General features: G+C 62.9%; 12 protein-coding genes. 11 read left to right on the forward strand and 1 reads right to left on the reverse strand.

Annotation, left to right across the window (positions count from 1 at the left end; translation table 11 throughout):
- Window positions 1-24 precede the first annotated feature (24 nt).
- The 9 genes from J8G26_RS10040 to J8G26_RS10080 all read left to right on the forward strand — a co-directional run bounded on the left by J8G26_RS10040 (window position 25) and on the right by J8G26_RS10080 (window position 18,533).
- Window positions 25-1,443 (forward strand): AAA family ATPase, encoded by a 1,419-nt coding sequence (locus J8G26_RS10040; protein ID WP_087746915.1) that lies wholly within the window; start codon window positions 25-27, stop codon window positions 1,441-1,443.
- Complete coding sequence (locus J8G26_RS10045; RefSeq protein ID WP_210568818.1) at window positions 1,440-2,180, forward strand: retron system putative HNH endonuclease; 741 nt, start codon at window positions 1,440-1,442, stop codon at window positions 2,178-2,180. Before J8G26_RS10040 ends, J8G26_RS10045 begins: the two co-directional genes overlap by 4 nt.
- 8 nt (window positions 2,181-2,188) lie before the next feature.
- Entirely contained in the window at window positions 2,189-5,140 is a 2,952-nt protein-coding gene (locus tag J8G26_RS10050; protein ID WP_210568819.1) for a DUF1156 domain-containing protein, read from the forward strand.
- 20 nt (window positions 5,141-5,160) lie between these two features.
- Entirely contained in the window at window positions 5,161-6,309 is a 1,149-nt protein-coding gene (locus J8G26_RS10055; protein ID WP_087746905.1) for an AAA family ATPase, read from the forward strand.
- Window positions 6,306-6,833 carry a hypothetical protein gene (locus J8G26_RS10060; protein WP_087746903.1) on the forward strand — a complete coding sequence of 176 codons (528 nt, stop codon included), beginning with the start codon at window positions 6,306-6,308 and terminating at the stop codon, window positions 6,831-6,833. The genes J8G26_RS10055 and J8G26_RS10060 overlap by 4 nt, the downstream gene beginning before the upstream one ends.
- A 12-nt stretch (window positions 6,834-6,845) precedes the next feature.
- Window positions 6,846-9,683 carry a DUF499 domain-containing protein gene (locus J8G26_RS10065; RefSeq protein ID WP_210568820.1) on the forward strand — a complete coding sequence of 946 codons (2,838 nt, stop codon included), beginning with the start codon at window positions 6,846-6,848 and terminating at the stop codon, window positions 9,681-9,683.
- A gap of 254 nt (window positions 9,684-9,937) precedes the next feature.
- Complete coding sequence (locus J8G26_RS10070; RefSeq protein WP_349238316.1) at window positions 9,938-12,493, forward strand: EAL domain-containing protein; 2,556 nt, start codon at window positions 9,938-9,940, stop codon at window positions 12,491-12,493.
- A 42-nt stretch (window positions 12,494-12,535) separates the two neighbouring features.
- Complete coding sequence (locus J8G26_RS10075; RefSeq protein WP_087748330.1) at window positions 12,536-17,380, forward strand: PAS domain S-box protein; 4,845 nt, start codon at window positions 12,536-12,538, stop codon at window positions 17,378-17,380.
- Between the two features lie 22 nt (window positions 17,381-17,402).
- Entirely contained in the window at window positions 17,403-18,533 is a 1,131-nt protein-coding gene (locus tag J8G26_RS10080; protein WP_210568821.1) for a two-component system response regulator, read from the forward strand.
- Between the two features lie 69 nt (window positions 18,534-18,602).
- On the opposite strand, the gene J8G26_RS10085 is transcribed toward J8G26_RS10080, so the two are convergent.
- Entirely contained in the window at window positions 18,603-19,559 is a 957-nt protein-coding gene (locus tag J8G26_RS10085; protein WP_087746898.1) for an inositol monophosphatase family protein, read from the reverse strand.
- A 184-nt stretch (window positions 19,560-19,743) separates the two neighbouring features.
- Here J8G26_RS10085 and J8G26_RS10090 point away from each other — a divergent pair, with 184 nt between their 5' ends.
- A complete protein-coding gene (locus J8G26_RS10090) occupies window positions 19,744-20,535 on the forward strand; it encodes an RNA methyltransferase (protein ID WP_210568822.1) in 792 nt (263 codons plus the stop codon).
- A 33-nt stretch (window positions 20,536-20,568) separates the two neighbouring features.
- A complete protein-coding gene (gene cysE / locus J8G26_RS10095; RefSeq protein WP_087746893.1) occupies window positions 20,569-21,348 on the forward strand; it encodes a serine O-acetyltransferase in 780 nt (259 codons plus the stop codon).
- Window positions 21,349-21,362 lie beyond the last annotated feature (14 nt).

Consider the following 21,362-nt stretch of genomic DNA (forward strand, 5'->3'; position numbering starts at 1 on the left):
CCACAAATCCAGAGGGCATGCGCCATGCGATTGAAAACCGTCACGCTGAAAAATTTCCGCTGCTTTGAATCCCTGACGCTGGACCTGCACCCGCAACTCACTGTCATCGTGGGCAACAACGGGGCCGGCAAGACGGCGCTGTTGGATGGCGTCGCAACTGCGCTGACGCCCGTGCTGACCCATCTTTCTTCTGCCAACCAGCGTCTGAGTGGTCGCGGCTTCAAAGACGCTGATTTTCGAATTGAAGGGTACGCTGGACGAGGTGGGAAAACTCAATGGGCCAAAGCTGATTTCGCGCAGGTCATGGTTGAAACCTATGACGAGTTGCGCTGGGACTACTGGAAACCGTCTGGTAACGCAAAGGGTGTGGAGCCCCCACAGAAGTGGGGCGAAACCCAATTAAAGGATCGGCTGAGCGCCATTTATGCCAGCTATAAGACGACGCACCCACTCTTGACCCCTACCTTTGCCTACTATGGGGCTAGCCGAGGCAGTATCAAAGTGCCCGAGCGTTTGCGTGAGGCTAAGCTGAACTACGAACATCCCACAGCCGCGCTCTACGACTGCCTGGACCCCGCCAGCGACTTTCGCGAAATGCTGGAATGGTTTGACCTTGAAGAGTCCTCCGAGCTGCGCGAAAACAAGGGTGCGGTCAACGATAACTTCATGCCATTCAGCTCTTTGGAGGCAGTACGTGCCGCTGTGGTCGGGCTGCTGGGGCAATATCGCAACCCTCACTTCAACAGCAAGCACAAATTCATGCTGACCCGCGAGAGTGATGGTGCGCCCATGTTGGTGGAACAACTCAGCCAAGGCTATCAAAGCATGTTGGCCTTGGCCATGGACTTCGCGCGTCGCCTGGCGATCGCGAACCCACATCTGGAATACGACGATGAAGACTATGCGGTTCAGGTTATTCACCAGGCCATAGACCAATTGGCCGCGCTTGGCGTGGTCTCGGCAGAGCCGTTCCAGCAGTCCTTGCGCATGAGCGCACCAGCCATCATGCTGGTGGACGAAATCGACTTGCACCTCCATCCGTCATGGCAGCAGCGGGTCTTGCAAGACTTGATGCGGACCTTCCCATTGACCCAATTCATCGTCACCACCCACAGCCCACAAGTGCTCAGCACCATCCGGCGCGAAAACATCCGCGTCCTTAGCGGCAGCACCGCTGAAATGCCTTTGGCTTCCACCTATGGCCAGCCCAGCGGCGATGTCATGCACAGCGTGATGTTGGTAGATCCACAGCCTCCCATAGAAGAGAAGCAAACCATCGACCGTCTGACGGAGCTGGTCGATCAGGGGCATTGGAGTGGTGCCGAGGCGCAGCGCCTCTTGCAGCAATTGACTCAGACGCTAGGGCCAGAAAACGCTCGTTTGCAGCAGTTGCGACGCAGTATCCAGCGTCAGGAGGCTCTTGCCGGATTGAGTAAGCAATGAGAAGCATCGCTAAGCAAGGCACGGGTGGCTACCACCTCAATCAATCACACGGCAACCCACCTCAAACGCCTGGTCAGGCCACCAGCCGCTGGGGCTCGTTTGGCCACAAACAGGACGTGATGGAGCGCCTGCTGCATGAGCAGTATCAACTGTGCTGTTACAGCGAATTCAGGCCCGATGAAGAAGGGTTGGGCTACCACATTGAGCACATCGAAAACAAAAGCCAGAACCCGGCGCGCACCTTTGATTACAGTAATCTCGCTGCCAGCGCCTTGGACAGTGAAACCGGCTTGCAGCAACTGAAAAAGCCCGACCCGGCAGCGCCTGATGCCGTGTTTGGTGGCCACGCTGCTGGCAAACGTGACAGTGTAGACCTTGCCTTGTTTGTCTCGTGCCACCAACCCGACTGCCACCGCTACTTTGCCTATTTGCCCACCGATGGGCGCGTGGTTCCGCGCGAAGACCTGTCTGAGCAGGACAAAGCCAAGGCCGACTACACCATTCGTTTGCTCAACCTCAACAGCCCGTTCTTGTTAACCCGCCGTCGCCAGTGGGCGCAAGAACTTCAACGCTTGTTTGATGAACATGCCGATCATGGTTGGAGTTTGCTCCACCTCGCCCAGATAGACCTGCTTCCCACCAACGGCAAGCTCAACCGGTTTTTCAGCCTAACCCGTCAGTTTTATGGCGCTATGGCTGAACAAACTTTGGCCCAACACGCGCCTGCATTGGTTTAAATCTGTACATGTCGAATATCCGCTCCCCCAAGAAACTCATCGAAGTCGCCCTGCCGCTGGACGACATCAACGTGGCCAGCGCCCGTGAAAAGTCCATCCGCCACGGCCACCCCAGCACGCTGCACCTGTGGTGGGCGCGCCGTCCGCTGGCCGCCGCGCGTGCGGTCATCTTTGCGCAGATGGTGAACGACCCCGGCGGCGAGCGCGGCTACTACGCGGGCAAAACCAAGGCCCAGGCCGATGCTGAGCGCGAAGAGCTGTTCCAGATCATGCGCGACCTGGTGCTGTGGGAGAACACCAACAACGAAGAAGTGCTGGGCCGTGCCCGCGCGGCCATTGCCAAGAGCTGGCGCGAAACCTGTGCGCTCAACCCTGGCAAGCCCGGCTTTGACCCCGAAGCGCTGCCCGCCTTCCACGACCCCTTTGCCGGTGGTGGTGCGCTGCCGCTCGAAGCGCAGCGCCTGGGGCTGGAAAGCTACGCCAGCGATCTGAACCCCGTGGCCGTCACCATCAACAAGGCCATGATCGAGATACCACCCAAGTTCGCGGGCCGTGCCCCGGTGGGGCCGGAGATTGAGGCCGAGCGTGGCACCAAGAAGGGCACGCGCAACGCCTTTGAAGATTGGAGTGGCGCCCGTGGGTTGGCCGAAGATGTGCGCCGCTACGGTGCTTGGATGCGGGAGCAGGCCCAGCAGCGCATCGGCTACCTGTATCCTACGATTCGCATTACTCCTGAATTGATAGCTGTTAACGCTTTTGAGGAAAGCGCTGGCGGTCCAAAAGGCTTGAAGAACGGTGGCTTGGTGGGCTTGCAGCCTGGGCAAGAACTCACAGTGATCGCCTGGCTGTGGGCGCGTACCGTGAAAAGTCCCAACCCTGCGTTCAGTCACGTGGATGTGCCTCTGGTCAGCAGCTTTGTTTTGAGCAGCAAGGCGGGCAAGGATGCGTATGTGCAGCCAGTCACAGAAGGTGATGGCTACCGCTTTGAAGTGCGCACTGGCATGCCGCCGGATAGCGCGAAGGATGGCACCAAGCTGTCTCGTGGTGCAAACTTCCGATGCCTGATGTCAGACGCCCCGATTGAGTCAAAGCACATCTATGCTGAGGCGAACGCAGGGCGCATGGGCGCCAGGTTGATGGCTATCGTGGCCGAGGGAGTACGTGGTCGCGTTTACCTAGCCCCGACCGCAGAGCACGAGGCCATCGCCAAGCAGGCTCAGCCGCAGTGGAAGCCCGAAGTTGAGATGCCTGATAACCCTCGCTGGTTTTCGCCGCCACTGTACGGATTGAAAACCTACGGTGACCTGTTCACCCCTCGTCAACTGGTGGCGCTGACCACGTTTTGCGACTTGGTGCCCCAAGCCATCACTCGTATCCGCGTCGACGCACTAGCCGCAGGCATGGCCGACGACGGAAGGGGGTTGGACGAAGGAGGCAACGGCGCCACGGCGTATGCGGAGGCGGTCGGGGTTTACTTGGGGATCGCCGTTGACAAAACCATTGATTACAACAGCTCTCTCGTCGCGTGGAGTCCAACACGAGACCAAGCAAAAACAACATTTGGTCGACAAGCGCTGCCCATGGTTTGGGACTATGCAGAAATCAATGTTCTTGCTGAGGCCGCAGGCGATATTGGCGTCTCCGTAGCCGGAATGTGCCGAGCATTTCCTTCGCTAGGCGCCGCGAGAGAGGGGTTTGCTCAACACGCTGACGCTCAAACGCAAGCCATCAGTGCCAACAAAGTTGTTTCAACCGATCCGCCGTATTACGACAACATTGGCTATGCCGATTTGTCCGATTTCTTCTACGTCTGGTTGCGCAAGAGCTTGCGTCCCATCTTTCCAAATCTATATGCGACGGTGGCAGTACCGAAAGCAGACGAACTGGTCGCAACTCCCTATCGCCACGGAACCAAGGAGAAAGCTGAGGTTTTTTTCTTAGATGGCATGACTGCCGCCATGCACAACGTTGCACAGCAGGCGCATCCGGCATTTCCCGTCACCATTTACTACGCATTCAAGCAAAGCGACACCAAGGATGATGGCAGCAGTACTCACAGTACCGGCTGGGAGACTTTTCTCGAAGCGGTGCTAAGCGCGGGCTTCGCTCTCACTGGCACCTGGCCCATGCGTACCGAGCGGGACGCACGTTCCATCGGGATCGGCACCAACGCCTTAGCATCCAGCATCGTTCTGGTGTGCCGCCAACGCGATGTCAGCGCCGAGACCATTAGCCGCCGCGAGTTCCAACGCCAGTTGCGCGAGCACCTGCCCGAAGCGCTGGAAACGATGATTGGCGGCACCAGCGGCCAAAGCCCTATCGCCCCAGTCGATTTGGCGCAGGCAGCTATTGGCCCTGGCATGGCGATTTACAGTCAGTATGCAGGCGTGCTGAACCAGGACGGCACCCCCATGCGCGTGCACGACGCGCTGGTGCTCATCAACCGCGAAATCACCGAGTACCTGACCCCCGACGCGGGCAGCTTTGATGCCGACACACTGTTTTGCAACAGCTGGTTCGAGCAGTACGGCTGGGCCGAGGGGCCGTTTGGCGAGGCTGATGTGCTGGCCCGTGGCAAAGGCACCAGCGTGCAGGGTGTGGCGCAGGCAGGCATTGCCGACAGCGGGGGTGGCAAGGTACGCCTGCTGCGCTGGGCCGATTACCAGGCAGGCTGGGACCCCAAGCTGGATGCCCGCAACCCCGTGTGGGAGGCCACGCACCACCTGATTCGCGCCCTCAACACCCAGGGCGAAGCCGCAGCCGGTGCCCTGCTGGCCGCCATGCCCGACAAGGCCGAGCCGATTCGCCAACTGGCGTATCACCTGTACACCCTGTGCGAGCGCAAGAAGTGGGCCGAGGATGCGCGCGCCTACAACGAACTCATCACAGCCTGGCACGCCGTGCTGGAAGCCAGTCGTGAGCAGGGGCCGCGTGGGGAGCAGTTGGGGTTTGATGCCTGAACGCGCAGCAAGGAACAAAGATGCTCAAAGCACTCAAAGTCAGTAATTTCACCGTGTTCGGCAGCGACGTGGAGTTCATGTTTTCACCAGGCTTAAACGTCATCGTTGGCGAGAACGGTGCGGGCAAGACCCATGTGCTCAAACTGGGCTACCTGTTTTCGCGTGCGTGGCCCGATCTCACAGCCCAACGGCTTGCGGTGAACAAGGAGCGTGCGCAGGCGTACTTGGCGGAGCGCCTGGCTGACTTGTTTCAAGTGTCCGATCTTTCGGCCTTGATACGACGCAACACCAAAGGCGGCGCGGTATTGCAAGCACAGGTCGATGGCCACATTCCCACCGTGCAGGTTCGCATGCCGGATGAGCCGGAGTTCACCTCACCAGGGTTGCCGGAAGCCATGCCGTGGAAGGTGCAGATTCAACGAAAGGACCAGTCTGGACTGCTCAAAGCCACGGTGCTGCCAGACGAAGTGCCAGACGCCGCAGCACGGAATGCTTTTTTGCCGCAGCAGGTGCTGGTGCCCAGTAAGGAGATGGTTTCCCTGTTTAAGGGGTTGATCGGACTGTTCGACAAGTACCGTGACTTCCCGTTGGACATCAGCTACCGCGATTTGGCCGTCGCCATGTCCACATTGGAGCCACGCGACAGACCGCCTTTGATGTCGGATGTAGCCCAGCGCATGCAGAGCCTATTGGGCGGAGACTTGAAGTTGGAAAAGGGAGAGTTGGTCTTCGAGCGCGCTGACGGATCGCAAATGGACATTTCTTTGATGGCAGAGGGCTATCGCAAGCTGGCCATGCTCATTTATCTGCTGCGTTACGGCGTGGTGGAGCGTGGCTCTACCTTGTTTTGGGACGAGCCAGAGGCCAACCTAAACCCCGCCGCGTTGAAGCTGCTGGCCGAGGCCTTGTATGCACTGGGTAGCGCTGGGGTTCAGGTGGTTGTGGCTACGCACAGTCTCTTCTTGCTGCGCGAGTTCGAGATTTTGCAGATGGGTTCAGCGCAAGGACATGCCCGCTTGGTTCCTAACAAGTACTTTGGATTGGGTCGCCAGAAGAAAGATGGCCCGGTTTCCGTGACTCAAAGCACGGACATCGCTGACATCGAGCCTCTGGTTCTGTTGGACGAGAGCTTGCAGCAGAGCGACAGGTACATGGAGGCGAACCCATGAGCCAGACGGCAGATGTGGATGGCATGCGCCTGACCATGCCTGCGGGGTGGTGGGTGTGGAAATACGATGATTCCGATTTTCACCAGACGCAGTTCCAGAACTTTGCGGGTGGCGTCAAGGCCATGGATGCCATTGCGCTCGACCCTGCTGCACAAACCTTGTGGCTGATCGAGCTCAAAGACTACCGGCAGAACAAGCGGCGAAAACCCAGCTCCGTATTTGCCGAAGTGGCGGGCAAGGCACGCGATACCTTGGCAGGTTTGGCGGTTGCGCGCGTCAGTGCGCAGGCGCAACAGGAGCGCGCGTTGGCGCAGCAGGCGCTGGGGTCTAGGCAAATTCGTGTGGCGCTGCAATTGGCCCAATCAGCGCGGCCCCACCGGCTGTTTCCGCAAGTGGTAGAGCCCGCCGATGCGGGTCTCCAATTGCGTAGAGCGGTCAAGCAAGTGGACGCGGCACCGGTTTGTGCCGTTGGTAGCTTGGGACAACACAACAACATGCTGCCGTGGAATACGGTTGCCATTTGAAATACGCACCTCATGACCATCAAACCTTGGCGCGAAGTCGCCCACCCCCACAAGGACGTGCTGGAAGGCACTTTCAAGCAAAGCGAATTCGCGGCTGACATCTCGCAGGTGCACGCAGGCACGGCAGAGCCTGAGTACCAGGACGCCGAGAAGTTCTTTGCCCGCACCTTCATCACCGAAGGCATGCGCCTGTTGCTGCAAAGTGTGGCCGAGCGTTTGTCGGGGCGGGGCGGTGACCCGGTCATCCAGCTGCAAACGGCCTTTGGTGGCGGTAAGACCCATACGCTGCTGGCGGTGTACCACCTGGCCAGCCGTCAGTGCCCCACAGAGAAGCTGGCGGGTATCCCGCCGATTCTGGATGCCGCAGGCGTGACCTCTTTGCCGCAGGCGCGCGTGGCGGTGATTGATGGCATCAAGTTCTCGCCCAGTCTGCCCCGTTCGCATGCGGGCACCACGGTGAACACGCTGTGGGGCGATTTGGCTGTGCAGTTGCTGGGGGCCGAGGGCTATGCGCTGCTGGCCGACGCCGATCAGGCGGGCACATCCCCAGGTAAAGACGTACTGACGACGCTGTTGCAACGCGCGGCCCCTTGCGTGGTGCTGCTGGACGAACTGGTTGCCTATGTGCGCCAGTTGGAGCCCGGCAAGAGCTACCCAGGCGGCACGTTTGACAGCAACATCACCTTCATTCAGGCGCTGACCGAGGCGATGAAGAGCGTGCCCAACGCCATCTTGCTGGCATCGCTGCCGCAGTCAGAAACCGAGGCGGCAGGCACGCAGGGCCAGCGCGCGCTGGATGTGCTGGAAAAATATTTTGGCCGCGTCGAATCGGTCTGGAAGCCGGTGGCAGCGGAAGAGGCCTTCGAGATTGTGCGCAGGCGGCTGTTTGACACCGTGGGCGACCCAGCGCAGGTGAACGCCACGGCGCGGGCTTTTGGCGAGCTGTACCGTCAGAACCCGACCAAGTTCCCCAGCGAGACGCAGGAGGCGCGCTACGAGGAGCGCATTGCGCACGCCTACCCCATTCACCCCGAGGTGTTTGACCGGCTGTACGAGGACTGGTCCACGCTGGACAAGTTTCAGCGCACGCGCGGGGTGTTGCAGTACATGGCCATCGTCATCCACAGGCTGTGGGACAGCCGTGACAAAGACCCGCTCATCATGCCGGGTTCGTTGCCCCTGGACGATGCGCTGGTGCGCAACAAGAGCATCCATTACCTGCCCAACGGCTGGGAGCCGGTGATTGAACGCGAAATGGATGGCCCGCGTTCAGCAGCGGCAGACATTGACGGGCATGACACCCGGTTTGGCAGCTTGCAAGCCGCGCGGCGCGTGGCGCGAACCATCTTCTTGGGGAGTGCGCCGTCTAACGCTGCGCAGGCTGTGCGCGGCATTCGGGTGGATGGCATTTTGCTGGGCGCCGTGCAGCCAGGGCAGGCGGTGGGTACGTATGAGGATGTCATCAAACGCCTGCGGGATCGGCTGCATTACCTCTACGGCGAAAAGGACAGCTACTGGTTTGACACGCGCCCCAACCTGCGCCGCGAGATGGAAAGCCGCAAGGCCAACCTGAAAGACGCTGACGACGTGATGCCGCTGCTGCGCGACCGCGTGGGCAGGGTGTTTACTAAGGGCAACCACTTTGCCGCCATCCATGTGTTTGTGCCGTCTGCGGATGTGCCCGATGAGTTTGGCCTGGGGCCACGGCTGGTGGTGTTGCCGCCCAATGCAGGTTACCGCAAGCAAGATGAGTCGTTGGCCTTGTTGGCTGCCACCGAGGTGCTGGAAAAGCGGGGCGATGCACCACGGCTGAAACGCAACCGCCTGATTTTCCTGGCGCCCGATGGTGATGCCGTGCAGCGCCTGCGCGATGCCGTGCGAACCTATCTGGCATGGAAGTCCATCGTGGAAGACGTGCAAAACCGCCGTATCGATCTGGGTACCTACCAGGCCGATCAGGCCAAGCGCGCGATGGACGGTGCTGAGGATGGTGTCAAACAGATGGTGCGCGAGACCTATCGCTGGCTGATGGTGCCCACCGAAGAGATGGTGCGGGGCAAGCTGGCTTTGCGCTGGGAGGCCGTGGCCTTGTCGGCGTCTGCACCGAGCGTGGTCGATGCGATTGAAAGCAAGCTCAAAGAAGAAGAATGGCTGGTGAGTGCTTGGTCGCCCGTCCATCTGAACCGGATGCTGAACCAGTGGTACTTCAAAGAGGGCGTCACCGAAGTCTCGGCTTTGAAGGTGTGGCAAGACAGTTGCCAGTACCTGTACCTGCCGCGCCTGCTGAACTCTGATGTGTTTGTGCAGGCAGTGACGGCAGGTTGCGCCACCCGTGACGGGTTTGGCTACGCGGCAGGCAAGGATGGTGACCGTTGGTTGGGGTTTTCCTTCGGCCATTCTGCTTTGGTCACCATGGATGCCGACACCGTGCTCATTAGCCAGGCTGCGGCCATCGAGTACCAACAGAAGCTGGACGCGGAGCAGCGCGAGCGTGCAGCACACCAAGCGTTGCCTGCCAATGTCGGCAGCGGTGTGCCTGGCGCGCCAGTGCCCGGCCAGCGTCCGGTGGCGTCCAAGTCCGAGGCAACCACTGCGGCGACGGCTGCGGTGGCACTGCCCAATCGGTTCTTTGGACTGGTGGAGGTGGATGCCACAACAGCAACCATGGACTTTTCGACCATCGTGAACGAGGTGATTCAGCACTTTGCGGCCCAGAGCGGTGTGGACGTCACCGTCACCGTCGAAATCGAGGCCCGCACGCGCGATGGTTTTGAGGCAGGCTTGCAGCGGACCATCAAGGAGAACTGCGGGGTGCTGAAATTCCGCTCCGCCAACTTCGAGCAGGAATAGCCTGCAGCAGATGAGCGAGCACGGGCACGAATGCGCGCAGCGTACTTGCATCTTTGAACCGTATGTTTCAGCTCACCATGCCTCGGCAGATGCATGGACCCAGCCATAGGGGGCGGTTCCTGGCGTTTCCATGTGTCGCGGTCATCGCCAGGGGTATTGTTACGTTTTGACATATTCTGCGCAGAGAATGTAGGCGGCCCTGTTTGCCGCGTGCCTGCGAGGCCCCTTTTTTTACGAACGAGTTCTGCGCCAACGTGAATTCCCCTGACCTGCTGATGGATTTTCTGGCACCCGGTGACGAGGGCGCGCAGGCGCCCTGGGTGCACGCACGTTGGCAGCCTTTTTTCGAGATGCTGCCTCTGGCCCTGATGGAGTTCCAGCTGGAAGGCGTGCGCCTGGTGCTGGTGGCAGCGAACGCGGCTGCGCGGCGCATGCCCGGGCTGGGCGCGGTGCGCGGCCCCGGCACCGATGCCGCAGAGGTGTTTGACCCATTGCAGCGCACGGGCATCGTCGCGCAACTGTGCGCGGTGGCGCGGGTGGGCGTGCCGCTGGAGTGCCGCCCGATCGTTCGCGAGCCGGGGCGCCCGGTGCTGGCCTGGGAGTTGTCGGCCCGCCGTGTGGCCAGTGTCGGCAGCAACAGCATCATGGTGACGGTGCACGATGTCTCCGAGGCCGAAAACCTGCGTGCCGCGCTGGCCGCATCCGAGCGCGCTCTGCAAGACGCGCGCCGTGAGCTGCACGAGCAAAGCGATGTCTTCAACACCATGGAGAGCCTGGCGCGCACTGGCCATTGGCGGCAGATTGAAGACCCGGGCGAAACCGTGCTGCTGTGGTCTCCCGGCCTGTGTGATATCTCAGGGTTTGAGCGCCAGGAGTGGGTGGGCCTTGAGCGTGCGCTGAGCGGCATCCTGCCGGAGGACCGGCAGGTTTTCGAGCAGGCGCGCAAGCAGGGAGCGGGCACCAACGTCGAATACCGCTGGCGCCGCCCGGACGGAGAGATCCGCTGGATGCGATCGCGCATGCGCCACGCGCGGGCTGGCGACGGCGTGCGGGTGGAGATGGGCGTGGTGCAGGACGTGACCGACGAGCGCCGCGCCGCAGAGCGGCTGCGCGAGCAGTTGCTGTTCATCCAGCGCATTGCCAGCCGCATTCCGGGGTTCATCTACGAATACCGGCTGCACACCGACGGTGTCAGTCGCATGCAATACATCAGCGACGCGGTGCGCGAGTTCATGGGCGTCAATCCCGAGGATGTGGTTCGCGACCATGAGGTGCTGATGCGCAGCATGCTGCCCCAGGATGCTGCCCTCGTGCGGCAAGCGGTTGCGGCCTCGCTGCCCAATCTGGTGCCCTTGCAGTGTGAATACCGGGTTGCCATGCCCGACGGCAGCGTGCGCTGGCATATCACCAATGCCATTCCCCATCGAGAGGCCGATGGCTCGGTCGTGTGCCACGGCTTCACCATGGACATTACCGACCGCAAACGCGCGGAGCAGGAGATAGAGCGCCTGGCGTTTTACGACGCGCTCACGGGCCTGCCCAACCGGCGCCTGCTGCTCGACCGGCTGCAGCGCGCGGTGGCGGGCAGCGCGCGCACGCGCCAGCTGGGCGCCCTGCTGTTCATTGATCTGGATAATTTCAAGTACCTGAACGACACCCTGGGGCACGACATGGGCGACCAGCTCTTGTCGCAGGTGGCGGCGCGGCTGGCGGCCTGCGTGCGCGAGACCGACACCGTGGCCCGCTTTGGCGGCGACGAATTCGTCGTCATGCTGGAAACCCTTCGCCCCGGCTTGTCCGAGGCCACCAGCCATGCGGAAGCCGTTGCCGAAAAGCTGCTGGCCAGCCTGAACCAGCCCTTTGATCTGGGCGGCCAGCAACACTACAGCACTCCCAGCATTGGCATCACCTTGTTTGGAGACGAGCGCCTGTCGGTGGACGAATTGCTCAAGCGGGCAGACTTGGCCATGTACCAGGCCAAGGCCGCGGGCCGCAACACCCAGCGATTCTTTGACCTGGACATGCAGGCCGCGGTCAACGCCCGCTCCAACCTGGAGGCTGACCTGCGCCAGGGCCTGGCGCGCGGCGAGCTGCGCGTGCACTACCAGCCTGTGGTGGACCACCACGCCCGCCTGGTGGGTGTCGAGGCGCTGGTGCGCTGGTGCCACCCGGTGCGCGGCATGGTCGGCCCCGCCGAGTTCATTCCCCTGGCCGAGCAGACCGGATTGATTTTGCCGCTGGGGCAGTTCGTGCTGCAGACCGCGTGTGCACAGTTGCAGCGCTGGGGTGAACACGAGGGAACCCGCCACCTCTGGATCGCCGTCAACGTCAGCGCGCGCCAGTTTCGCCAGCCCGGCTTTGTGAGCGGCGTGCTGCAAACGCTGGCAGACTGCGGTGCCAACCCGGCCAGGCTCAAGCTCGAACTCACCGAAAGCCTGCTGCTGGGCGACATCGAAGACACCATTGCGCGCATGGAGCAGCTCCAGCGCGAAGGCGTGGGGTTTTCACTTGACGACTTTGGCACCGGCTACTCCAGCCTGGGCTACCTCAAGCGGCTGCCGATCGACCAGGTCAAGATCGACCAGAGCTTTGTGCGCGACGTGCTGACCGACCCCAATGATGCGACCATCGTGCGCACCATCCTGGCGCTGGCCCAGAGCCTGGACCTGGAGGTGGTGGCCGAAGGGGTGGAGACCACAGGGCAACTGGCGTTTTTGCGCCTGCATGGTTGCGCAGAGTTTCAGGGCTATTTGTTTGGACGGCCGGGTCCCATGGAGAACATCGATGCGTATTTGCACCCTGGGCATTGAAACGCGGGCGCGCCAGCGTGCGTCGACGGGAGAGTGCGCATGATGCGCGGCATAGGCGAGGGCGCGCATTTTTTCGAGAGGGTGCTGGAGCGCAACGCCCGCTGGGCCCGGGGATGGGCGCTGGTGCTGGCGGTGGCGCTGCTGGGCAGCTGGCTGGTGGTGGAGGCGGCTGCGCGCTGGCGCGAGTCAGAGCGCAGTGTGGAGCGCGCCCGGCTGCTGGACCAGACGGCGCAGGCACTGAAGGTGCAGGTGCAAGGGGGTGGGTTGCTGGGGGCGGTGTCCCTGCTCGGGCTCAGCGAGCCACTGCTCAAGGACATAGCCATGGGTGTGCTGGCGCCGGACGACAGCGCGGCATTGAACCGGCTGGCGGTGGCGCGCGGCCGGTTTTTGATCGATGGCATCTATGTGATGTCGCATGATGGCACCGTGGTGGCCCATGAAACCCCGGGGTCCAGGTTCACGGGGGGCAATCTGGCGTATCGCCCCTATTTCCAGCAGGCCGTGCATGGCGCAGCGAATGTGTATGCCGCCATTGGCGGCAACACGAAAGAGCGCGGGCTGTATTACGCGGCGCCGCTGTACGAAAGCGACTCGCTCAGCAGCACCATCATTGGTGTGGTGATGGCCAAGGTGGGATTGGACTCCGTGGATGCGCAGCTCGCAAGTGCCGGGTTGCCCATGCTGCTGTTGTCCCCCCAGGGTGTGGCCTTTGCCGCGACCCGGCCCGAATGGTTGTTTGCCATGACCCCGCCGCTGACCCAGGCGCGCATTGATGCTGTTCGCGCGTCCCGGCAGATGGGGCAGCATTTTGACAACGGCGTGGCCTCGGCGCTGCCGTTTTCTCCCGATGCGGACCAGGTGGAAATCAATGGTGTGACCCATGCGGTAGCGCGGCACCCCCTTGACTGGAAAGACCCCGGCGGAGACTGGCAACTGCTGGCGCTGGACGATGTCAGTGCCTTGACGCCGCTGCCCCTGCGCCTGCAGGTGGGCGGTGTGGCCTTTGTGATCCTGAGCCTTCTGGGCCTCATGGTGCGGGACCTGCTGGTCAGCCGCCAGCGTGTGGCTGCGGCGGGCGAGCGGTTTCACCTGCTGGGCGCCGCGCTGGAGAGCAGCCCGGTGGCCGTGGTGATCACCGATGGCGATGGGCGCATTGACTGGGTCAATCCGCAATACGAGCGCAATACTGGTTATGCCCTGAGGGATGTGCGCGGCAAAAAGCCCTCCATCGTTGCCAGCGGCCAGACTGCGCCCGCAACGTACCAGCAGATGTGGTCCACCTTGCTGTCGGGGCATTCCTGGCAGGGGCAGTTCGTCAATCGGCGGCGGGACGGCAGCATCTACCACGACGAGGCCACGCTTTCGCCGGTGTTCGACAAACGGGGCAAACGCATTGGCATGGTGGGCTTGCACGAAGATGTCACCGAGCGCATGCAGGCCCAGGCCGAGCTGCAGCGCCGCGAGCGCCTGCTCAACGAGCTGCTGGAGCAGCAAACGGCCATTTTTGACAACGCACCACCCATCTTGCTGGTGTGCGATGGCCGGTTCAAACAGTTCAATCCGGCGTTTGTGGAGCTGATGCGTGGCACGGTGGCGGGTTTGCTGGGGCAGAGCGTATCCACCTTGTTCGGCGGCCCCCACCATTCCGAGCAGTTCATCGCGCGCGTGGTGCCCCGGCTGGCTCAGGGGCAGGCGCTGCGGGAAGATGCCACGCTCTACCGGCTGGACGGCAGCACGTATGTTGCGCGCCTGTCCGGGCGCGGTGTGCAGATGGAGGGCTGCCAGTCGGCGTCGATCTGGGTGATTGAAGACATCAGCGAGGCGCGGCAGGCCGAGGTGGCCATGCGCGAGGCCGCCGAACGGCTGGAGCTGGCCCAGGAGGCTGGCAAGGTGGGCGTGTACGACATCGATCTGGCGAGCGACGCCATCGTCTGGTCGGACAAACTGGTGGCAATGATTGGCTTGCCTGCGGGCACCCAGCCCAACGGGCGTGCCGGCTGGCTGGCCTGTCTGCATCCCGATGACCGAGAGCGCGCCGGTGCCTATTTTGATCAGTGCCTGGCAGGCACCGAAACCTATCTGCGCAATTCCTGGCGCATCGTGCGCCCCGATGGCGAGGTGCGCTGGTTTCTGGAGGCCGCCCGCATTGTCCGCGACGCCGCCGGAAAGGCCGTGCGCGTGGTCGGGGTCAATGTGGATATCCACGACCAGAAGCAGCTCGAAGCGCAGGTGGCGGAGCAACTGGGCTTTCAGCAGGCCCTGATCGATGCCATTCCGGTGCCGCTTTTCTACAAGGACGCCCAGGGGCGGTACATCGGGTTCAACGTGGCCTACGAAGAGGCCTTTGGCGTGCGCCGCGAAGACCTGATCGGCAAGACTGTGCTGGACCTGCAGTTTCTGACGGCGGCGGAGCGGGCCCGGTTTGATGCGGATGCGGGTGCGGTGATGACGGGAACGCAATCGGTGCACAAGGATGTGGACCTGCCCTTCGCCGACGGCAGCGTGCACCACATGCTCTTTTGGTTGCACGGGTTTTTGCGTCCGGACGGCTCGCAGGGTGGCGCCATTGGTACCTTTGTCGATATCACCGACCGCACGAAGGCACAGCAAAACCTGCGCCTGGCCAAGGAAATGGCAGAGGAAAACGCGGCCCTCAAGTCCAATTTTCTGGCCAACATGAGCCATGAAATCCGCACGCCCATGAACGCCATCATCGGCATGTCGCACCTGGCACTCAAGTCGGGCCTGAACGCCCGGCAACACGACTATGTGAGCAAGATCCAGCAGGCGGGCCAGCACCTGCTGGGCGTGATCAACGACATCCTCGATTTCTCCAAGATCGAGGCGGGCAAGCTAGAGGTGGAAAAGCACCCCTTTGTGCTCGACCGCTTGCTCGAAGGCGTCACTGATGTGGTGGGCTACAAGGCCGGCGCCAAAGGGCTGGAACTGGTCTGCGATGTGGCCGCCGATGTGCCCGCCAATCTGGTGGGCGACTCCCTGCGACTGGGGCAGATTCTCATCAACTTTTCCAACAACGCTGTCAAGTTCACCGACCACGGCGAGATCAGCATCGCCGTGCGGGTGCACGAGCAGGATGCCCGGCGCGTGCTGCTGCGCTTTGAGGTGCGCGACACAGGCATCGGCCTCACGCCCGAGCAGATGGGCCGACTGTTCCAGAGTTTTCAGCAGGCCGACCCGTCCACCACGCGCCGCCACGGCGGCACCGGGCTGGGCTTGGCGATCTGCAAGAGCCTGGCCGAGCTGATGGGCGGCGAGGTGGGCGTGCGCAGTGAGTTGGGCAAGGGCTCGACCTTCTGGGTGACGCTGCCGCTGGAGCGCGGGGCGCCGGCACGCCGGCTGCAGCCGCCTACCAGCATGCGCGGGCGCCGCGTGCTGGTGGTGGACGACAACCACACGGCCGCCACGGTGCTGTCGGACATGCTGCAGTCCATGGGCTTTGAGGTGCAGCAGGCGCATTCGGGCGCCCAGGCCCTGGACGTGCTGCGCACCGCCATGCAGCAGCAAAAGCCGTTCGGGCTGCTGCTGCTGGACTGGCACATGCCAGGCATGGACGGCATTGAGCTGGCGGGGCATATCCGCAGCCTGGGCCTGGCGCAGGTGCCGCAGATGCTGATGGTCACGGCCTACGGGCGCGAAGACGTGATGCGCGCGGCGCGCGCGCAGGGCATCGACGCCGTGCTGATCAAGCCGGTGAATGCCTCGGTTCTTTTTGACACCTTGATGCATCCCACGGAAGGCGCCGGACTGGCTGAACGCCAGGAGCCTGGCCCCGCGCCCGATAGCGATGTGTTGCCCGAGGCGATTCGGGGGGCGCGTGTGTTGCTCGTCGAGGACAACGAACTCAACCAGCTGGTGGCGGTGGAGTTGCTGCGCGATGCCGGTTTCGAGGTGGACGTTGCAGACAACGGGCAGGTCGCCATCGAAAAGCTGGACAGCGCCCATTACGACGTGGTGCTGATGGACATGCAGATGCCCGTGATGGACGGCGAAACGGCCACTCGGCGGCTGCGCGCCGACCCGCGCCATGCCCGCCTGCCCATCGTCGCCATGACTGCCAATGCCCTGGAGGCCGACCGCCAGCGGTGTTTTGCCGCCGGCATGAACGACCATGTGGCCAAACCCATCGAGCCGGCCGTGCTGTGGGCGGCGCTGGCGCGGTGGATTCGCCCGCGCCCGGCGCTGGGTCAACCGGCCAGCGCCGGTGGGGTAGCGCCGGGTGTGGCCGCACCGGCGCCCCTGTCCGAGCAGATAGCCTCACTGTCGGTGCCGGGGCTCGATACGGCCCTGGGCCTGCAGCGCGCGCTGGGCAAGCCGGCGCTCTATGCCGATCTGCTGCGCCGGTTCTGCGCGGGGCAGGGCCTGGCGGTGCACCGGGTGCGGGAGGCCCTGGCAGCGGGCCAGATGCCGCTGGCAGAGCGGCTGGCCCACACCTTGCGATCGGTTGCCGCCAACATCGGCGCCACCGGTGTTTCCGATGCGGCGCAGGCGCTGGAACACGGGTTGAGGCAGGCTGACGCGGTGTCGGCATTGCACGCGCGGGTCGATACGCTGGCCGTTCACCTGCAGCCGTTGCTGGAAGGACTGCAGGCGTGGCAGCAACGCGCCTCTTCTGCGTCGAATCCGGTGCCCCAGGTGGCGCACCAGGAGGCGCACCAGACGCTCGCGCAGCTGCGCAGCCTGCTGGCGCGGGACGATCCAGCAGCGGTTGAATATTTGAAACACAATGTGACTGTGCTTGATGCGTTGCTTGGCGATGCCTTTCGGACGGTTGCAGAACATGCTGGCAATTACGATTTTGAAAAGGCGCTGGACATGTTGGCCACAATCAACCCCGTGCCAACGCCGCCAACGGATGCCCCGCCTTGAGCGCGCACCTGAGGGAAAGACCATGGAAAACGCGCCTTCTTATTCCAGCCTCGCGCAGTATGTGGAAAAACCCATCGCCACGGTGCTGGTGGTGGACGACACACCGGAAAACCTCACCCTGATGGGCAGCCTGCTGCGCGAGCATTTTCTGGTCAAGGTGGCCAATCATGGCGAGAAGGCGCTCAAGATTGCGCAGTCTGGCGCGCCGCCCGATCTGATCTTGCTCGACATCATGATGCCGGACATGGACGGCCATGAAGTGTGTCGGCGCCTCAAGGCCGGGTCGGCCACGCGGGACATTCCGGTGATCTTTCTGACCGCACGCTCCGAACCCGACGACGAGCGGGCGGGCCTGGCGCTGGGGGCCGTGGACTACATCACCAAGCCCATCAGCCCGGCCATTTTGCTGGCGCGCGTCAACACCCACCTGGCGCTCAAGGCCACGGCCGATTTTCTGCGCGACAAAAGCGCCTACCTGGAGCGCGAAGTGGCCATGCGCACGCTGGAGGTGCAGGCCATCCAGGACGTGACCATCATGGCCATGACCTCGCTGGCCGAAACTCGCGACAACGAAACCGGCAACCACATCCGCCGCACCCAGCTGTATGTCAAAACCCTGGCCGAGCGGCTGCGCCACCACCCGCGCTTCGAGCACCTGCTCAATGACCGCATGATCGAGCTGCTGTACAAGTCGGCCCCGCTGCACGACATCGGCAAGATCGGCATTCCCGACCATATCCTGCTCAAGCCCGGCAAGCTCACGGTGGAAGAGTTTGAAATCATGAAAACCCACACCACGCTGGGCCGCAATGCCATTGAGGATGCGGAGCGCCGGCTGGGCATGCGCGTGGCGTTTCTCAGCGTGTCCAAGGAAATCGCCTACAGCCACCAGGAAAAGTGGGATGGCTCAGGCTACCCCGAGGGGCTGGCGGGGGACGCCATTCCCGTGTCTGCCCGGCTCATGGCCGTGGCCGACGTGTATGACGCGCTGATCAGCAAGCGTGTTTACAAGCCCGCCTTCTCGCACGACCAGGCCTGCGGCATCATCGTCCGGGGCAAAGGCGCGCATTTCGCCCCCGACATGGTGGACGCCTTTGTAGACCTCGCCGAAGACTTTCGCCGCATCGCCCAGAAGTACCCGGACCCTGCGTGATCCCGCTCCAGGGGGAGGGGGCTCAGCGTGAACGGTATGGAGTGATTGAACGCGAATGCGTGTCCGGCGTTAGAACGGCGCGTTGTCGCTCTTGGGGGCGTCGGCCTGTGGGATGGCTGCGGATGCGTTGGCGTCCACATCCCCAGCCACATCGGCCTCAGCGTTTGCCGGTGCGTCTGCCTCAGCCGCCTGGCGCACGGCGGCCTTGTCGCCTGCGCTGGCGAACTTGCTGTATTTGCCCAGAAGCGGCACCAACTGGCCATAGATGCGCGGGCTGCCGGCCATGCATTCGCGCTGCTCCAGAAAGTCGGCCTCGCCCGTGAAATTGCCCACCAGGCCACCGGCTTCGGTGACCAGCAGCGAGCCGGCCGCCACGTCCCAGATCGACAGGCCGGTTTCAAAGAAACCGTCGGTGAAGCCTGCGGCGACATAGGCCAGGTCGAGCGCGGCGGCGCCGGGGCGGCGCAGGCCGGCCGTGCGCTGCATCACGTCGCTCATCATGTTCAGGTAGTTCTTGAAGTTGTCGCCCGGGCGGAAGGGAAAGCCGGTGGAGATCAGGCAGTCCTTGAGCTGGGTGCGCTTGCTCACGCGGATGCGGCGCTCGTTCAGATAGGCGCCGCGGCCCTTGGTGGACGTGAACAGGTCGTTGCGCGAGGGGTCGTAAATGACGGCCTGCTCAATCTTGCCGCGCACGGCCAGCGCAATGCTGACGCAATAGACGGGAAAGCCGTGGATGAAGTTGGTGGTGCCGTCCAGCGGGTCGATGATCCAGACAAACTCGGAATCCTTGGCGCCGTATTCGCTGCCCGATTCTTCGGCCAGGATGCCGTGGCCGGGGTAGGCCGTGAGCAGCGTCTCGATGATGATTTTTTCGGACGCGTGGTCCACTTCGGTCACGAAGTCGTTGATCTGCTTTTGCGAGATCCGCACCGATTCCACGTCCAGGGCCGCGCGGTTGATGATGGCGCCGGCGGCGCGTGCGGCCTTGATGGCCACGTTGAGCATGGGGTGCAGATTGGTCGACATAGATTGTGAGAGAAGGACAGGGGCCGAAGTGCAAGGCCTGGACCGACGATGCGGCGACAAGGGGAGAGATTCTACCCGCTGTGCTCCGGGCGGCCTTCTGGCGGCCTGCTGGCGGGAGCCCGGCCCGGCCAGCGGCGACAATGGCGCATGCCCCGGTGGCCCGCCGTTCCTCTCTGATTTTTCCATGCGTACCCGTTTCATCCTTATTCAAACCAGCCATGCCGGCAATGTGGGCGCTGCCGCCCGCGCCATGAAAACCATGGGTTTTGACGACCTGGTGCTGGTGGCGCCGCGCTGGCCCAACGTGCTGCGGCGCGAGGAAACCATCCAGCGCGCCAGCGGTGCCCTGGATGTGCTGGAAAACGCCCGCATCGTCGCCACGCTCGATGAAGCCCTGGACGGCATGAGCCACCTGTGCGCCACCGCCATGACGCCGCGTGACTTTGGGCCGCCCACGGCCAGCCCCCGGGCGCATTTTGAAATGGTATTGAAAAAAGAGCAGCTTGCGCTGGATGGGCAAGCGCTAGAGGCCAAAAACGCTTCAAATGTCGAGGCTGCGGCGGCTCCATCGGGTGTGGCCTTTCTGTTCGGCTCCGAGCGTTTTGGCATGGCCAACGAGGATGTGTACCGCTGCCATGTGGCGCTTTCCATTCCCACCAACCCGGGGTTTGGCTCGCTCAACCTGGGTGCCGCCATCCAGGTGATTGCCTATGAGTGGCGCCAGGCGCTGGGTGGTTTTGCCGTGCAAAATGCCACCCCCGCCCGCGTGCAGGCCGATGCCGCACAGGTGGCCGGCATGCTGGCCCACTGGGAGCAGGCGCTCACCGGCATCGGTTTTCTTGACCCCTCCGCGCCCAAGAAGCTCATGCCGCGCCTGAACCAGCTTTTCAACCGCGCGCAACTGAGCCCGGAAGAAATCCACATCCTGCGTGGTGTCGCCAAAGCCATGCTCGAGACGGCACAGGCAAAGCGCTAGACTGCATTTCCATATTCCAAAAACAACCAAGCCATGTTTGCCCGCCTGCGTTCCGACATCCAGTGCATCCTTGATCGCGACCCTGCGGCGCGCAGTACCTGGGAGGTGATTACCTGCTATCCCGGCCTGCACGCGGTGTGGCTGCACCGCCCGGCGCACTGGTGCTGGGGCCATGGCTTCAAGTGGCTGGGGCGCTTCATCTCGCATTGCGCGCGCTGGTTCACGGGCATCGAGATCCATCCGGGTGCCAAGCTGGGTGAACGTGTTTTTTTCGACCATGCCATGGGCGTGGTGGTGGGCGAGACGGCCGAAATCGGCGACGGCTGCACCATCTACCAGGGCGTCACGCTGGGCGGCACCTCGCTCTACAAGGGCGCCAAGCGCCACCCCACGCTGGGCCGCGATGTGGTGGTGAGCGCCGGTGCCAAGGTGTTGGGCGGCTTTGAGGTGGGCGACGGCGCAAAAATCGGCAGCAACGCCGTGGTCATCAAGCCCGTGCCGGCGGGGGCCACGGCGGTGGGCATTCCGGCGCGCATCATCCCGTCCAAGGAAGGCCACAGCGCCGACGTGACCGAGCCGCACCAGGCGCGCAAGTTCACGGCCTATGGCATCACGCAAGAGGACGACCCGCTGTCGCAGGCCATGCGCGGCCTGATCGACAACGCTTCCTCGCAAGAGCACCAGATCGCGCTGCTGTGGCAGGCCATCGAGAAGCTGTCCGAGTGCGTCAAGACGGGCGATTGCGTGCCCGATGGCGCGGCGCTCAAGGAGCAGTTCGAGGCGGGCAAGCTCAACGACCTCGTGGGCAAGTAGGGTGTTGGCCGCGG

The organism is Acidovorax sp. JG5 (genome assembly GCF_017939685.1).
Taxonomy (GTDB): Bacteria; Pseudomonadota; Gammaproteobacteria; order Burkholderiales; family Burkholderiaceae_C; genus Acidovorax.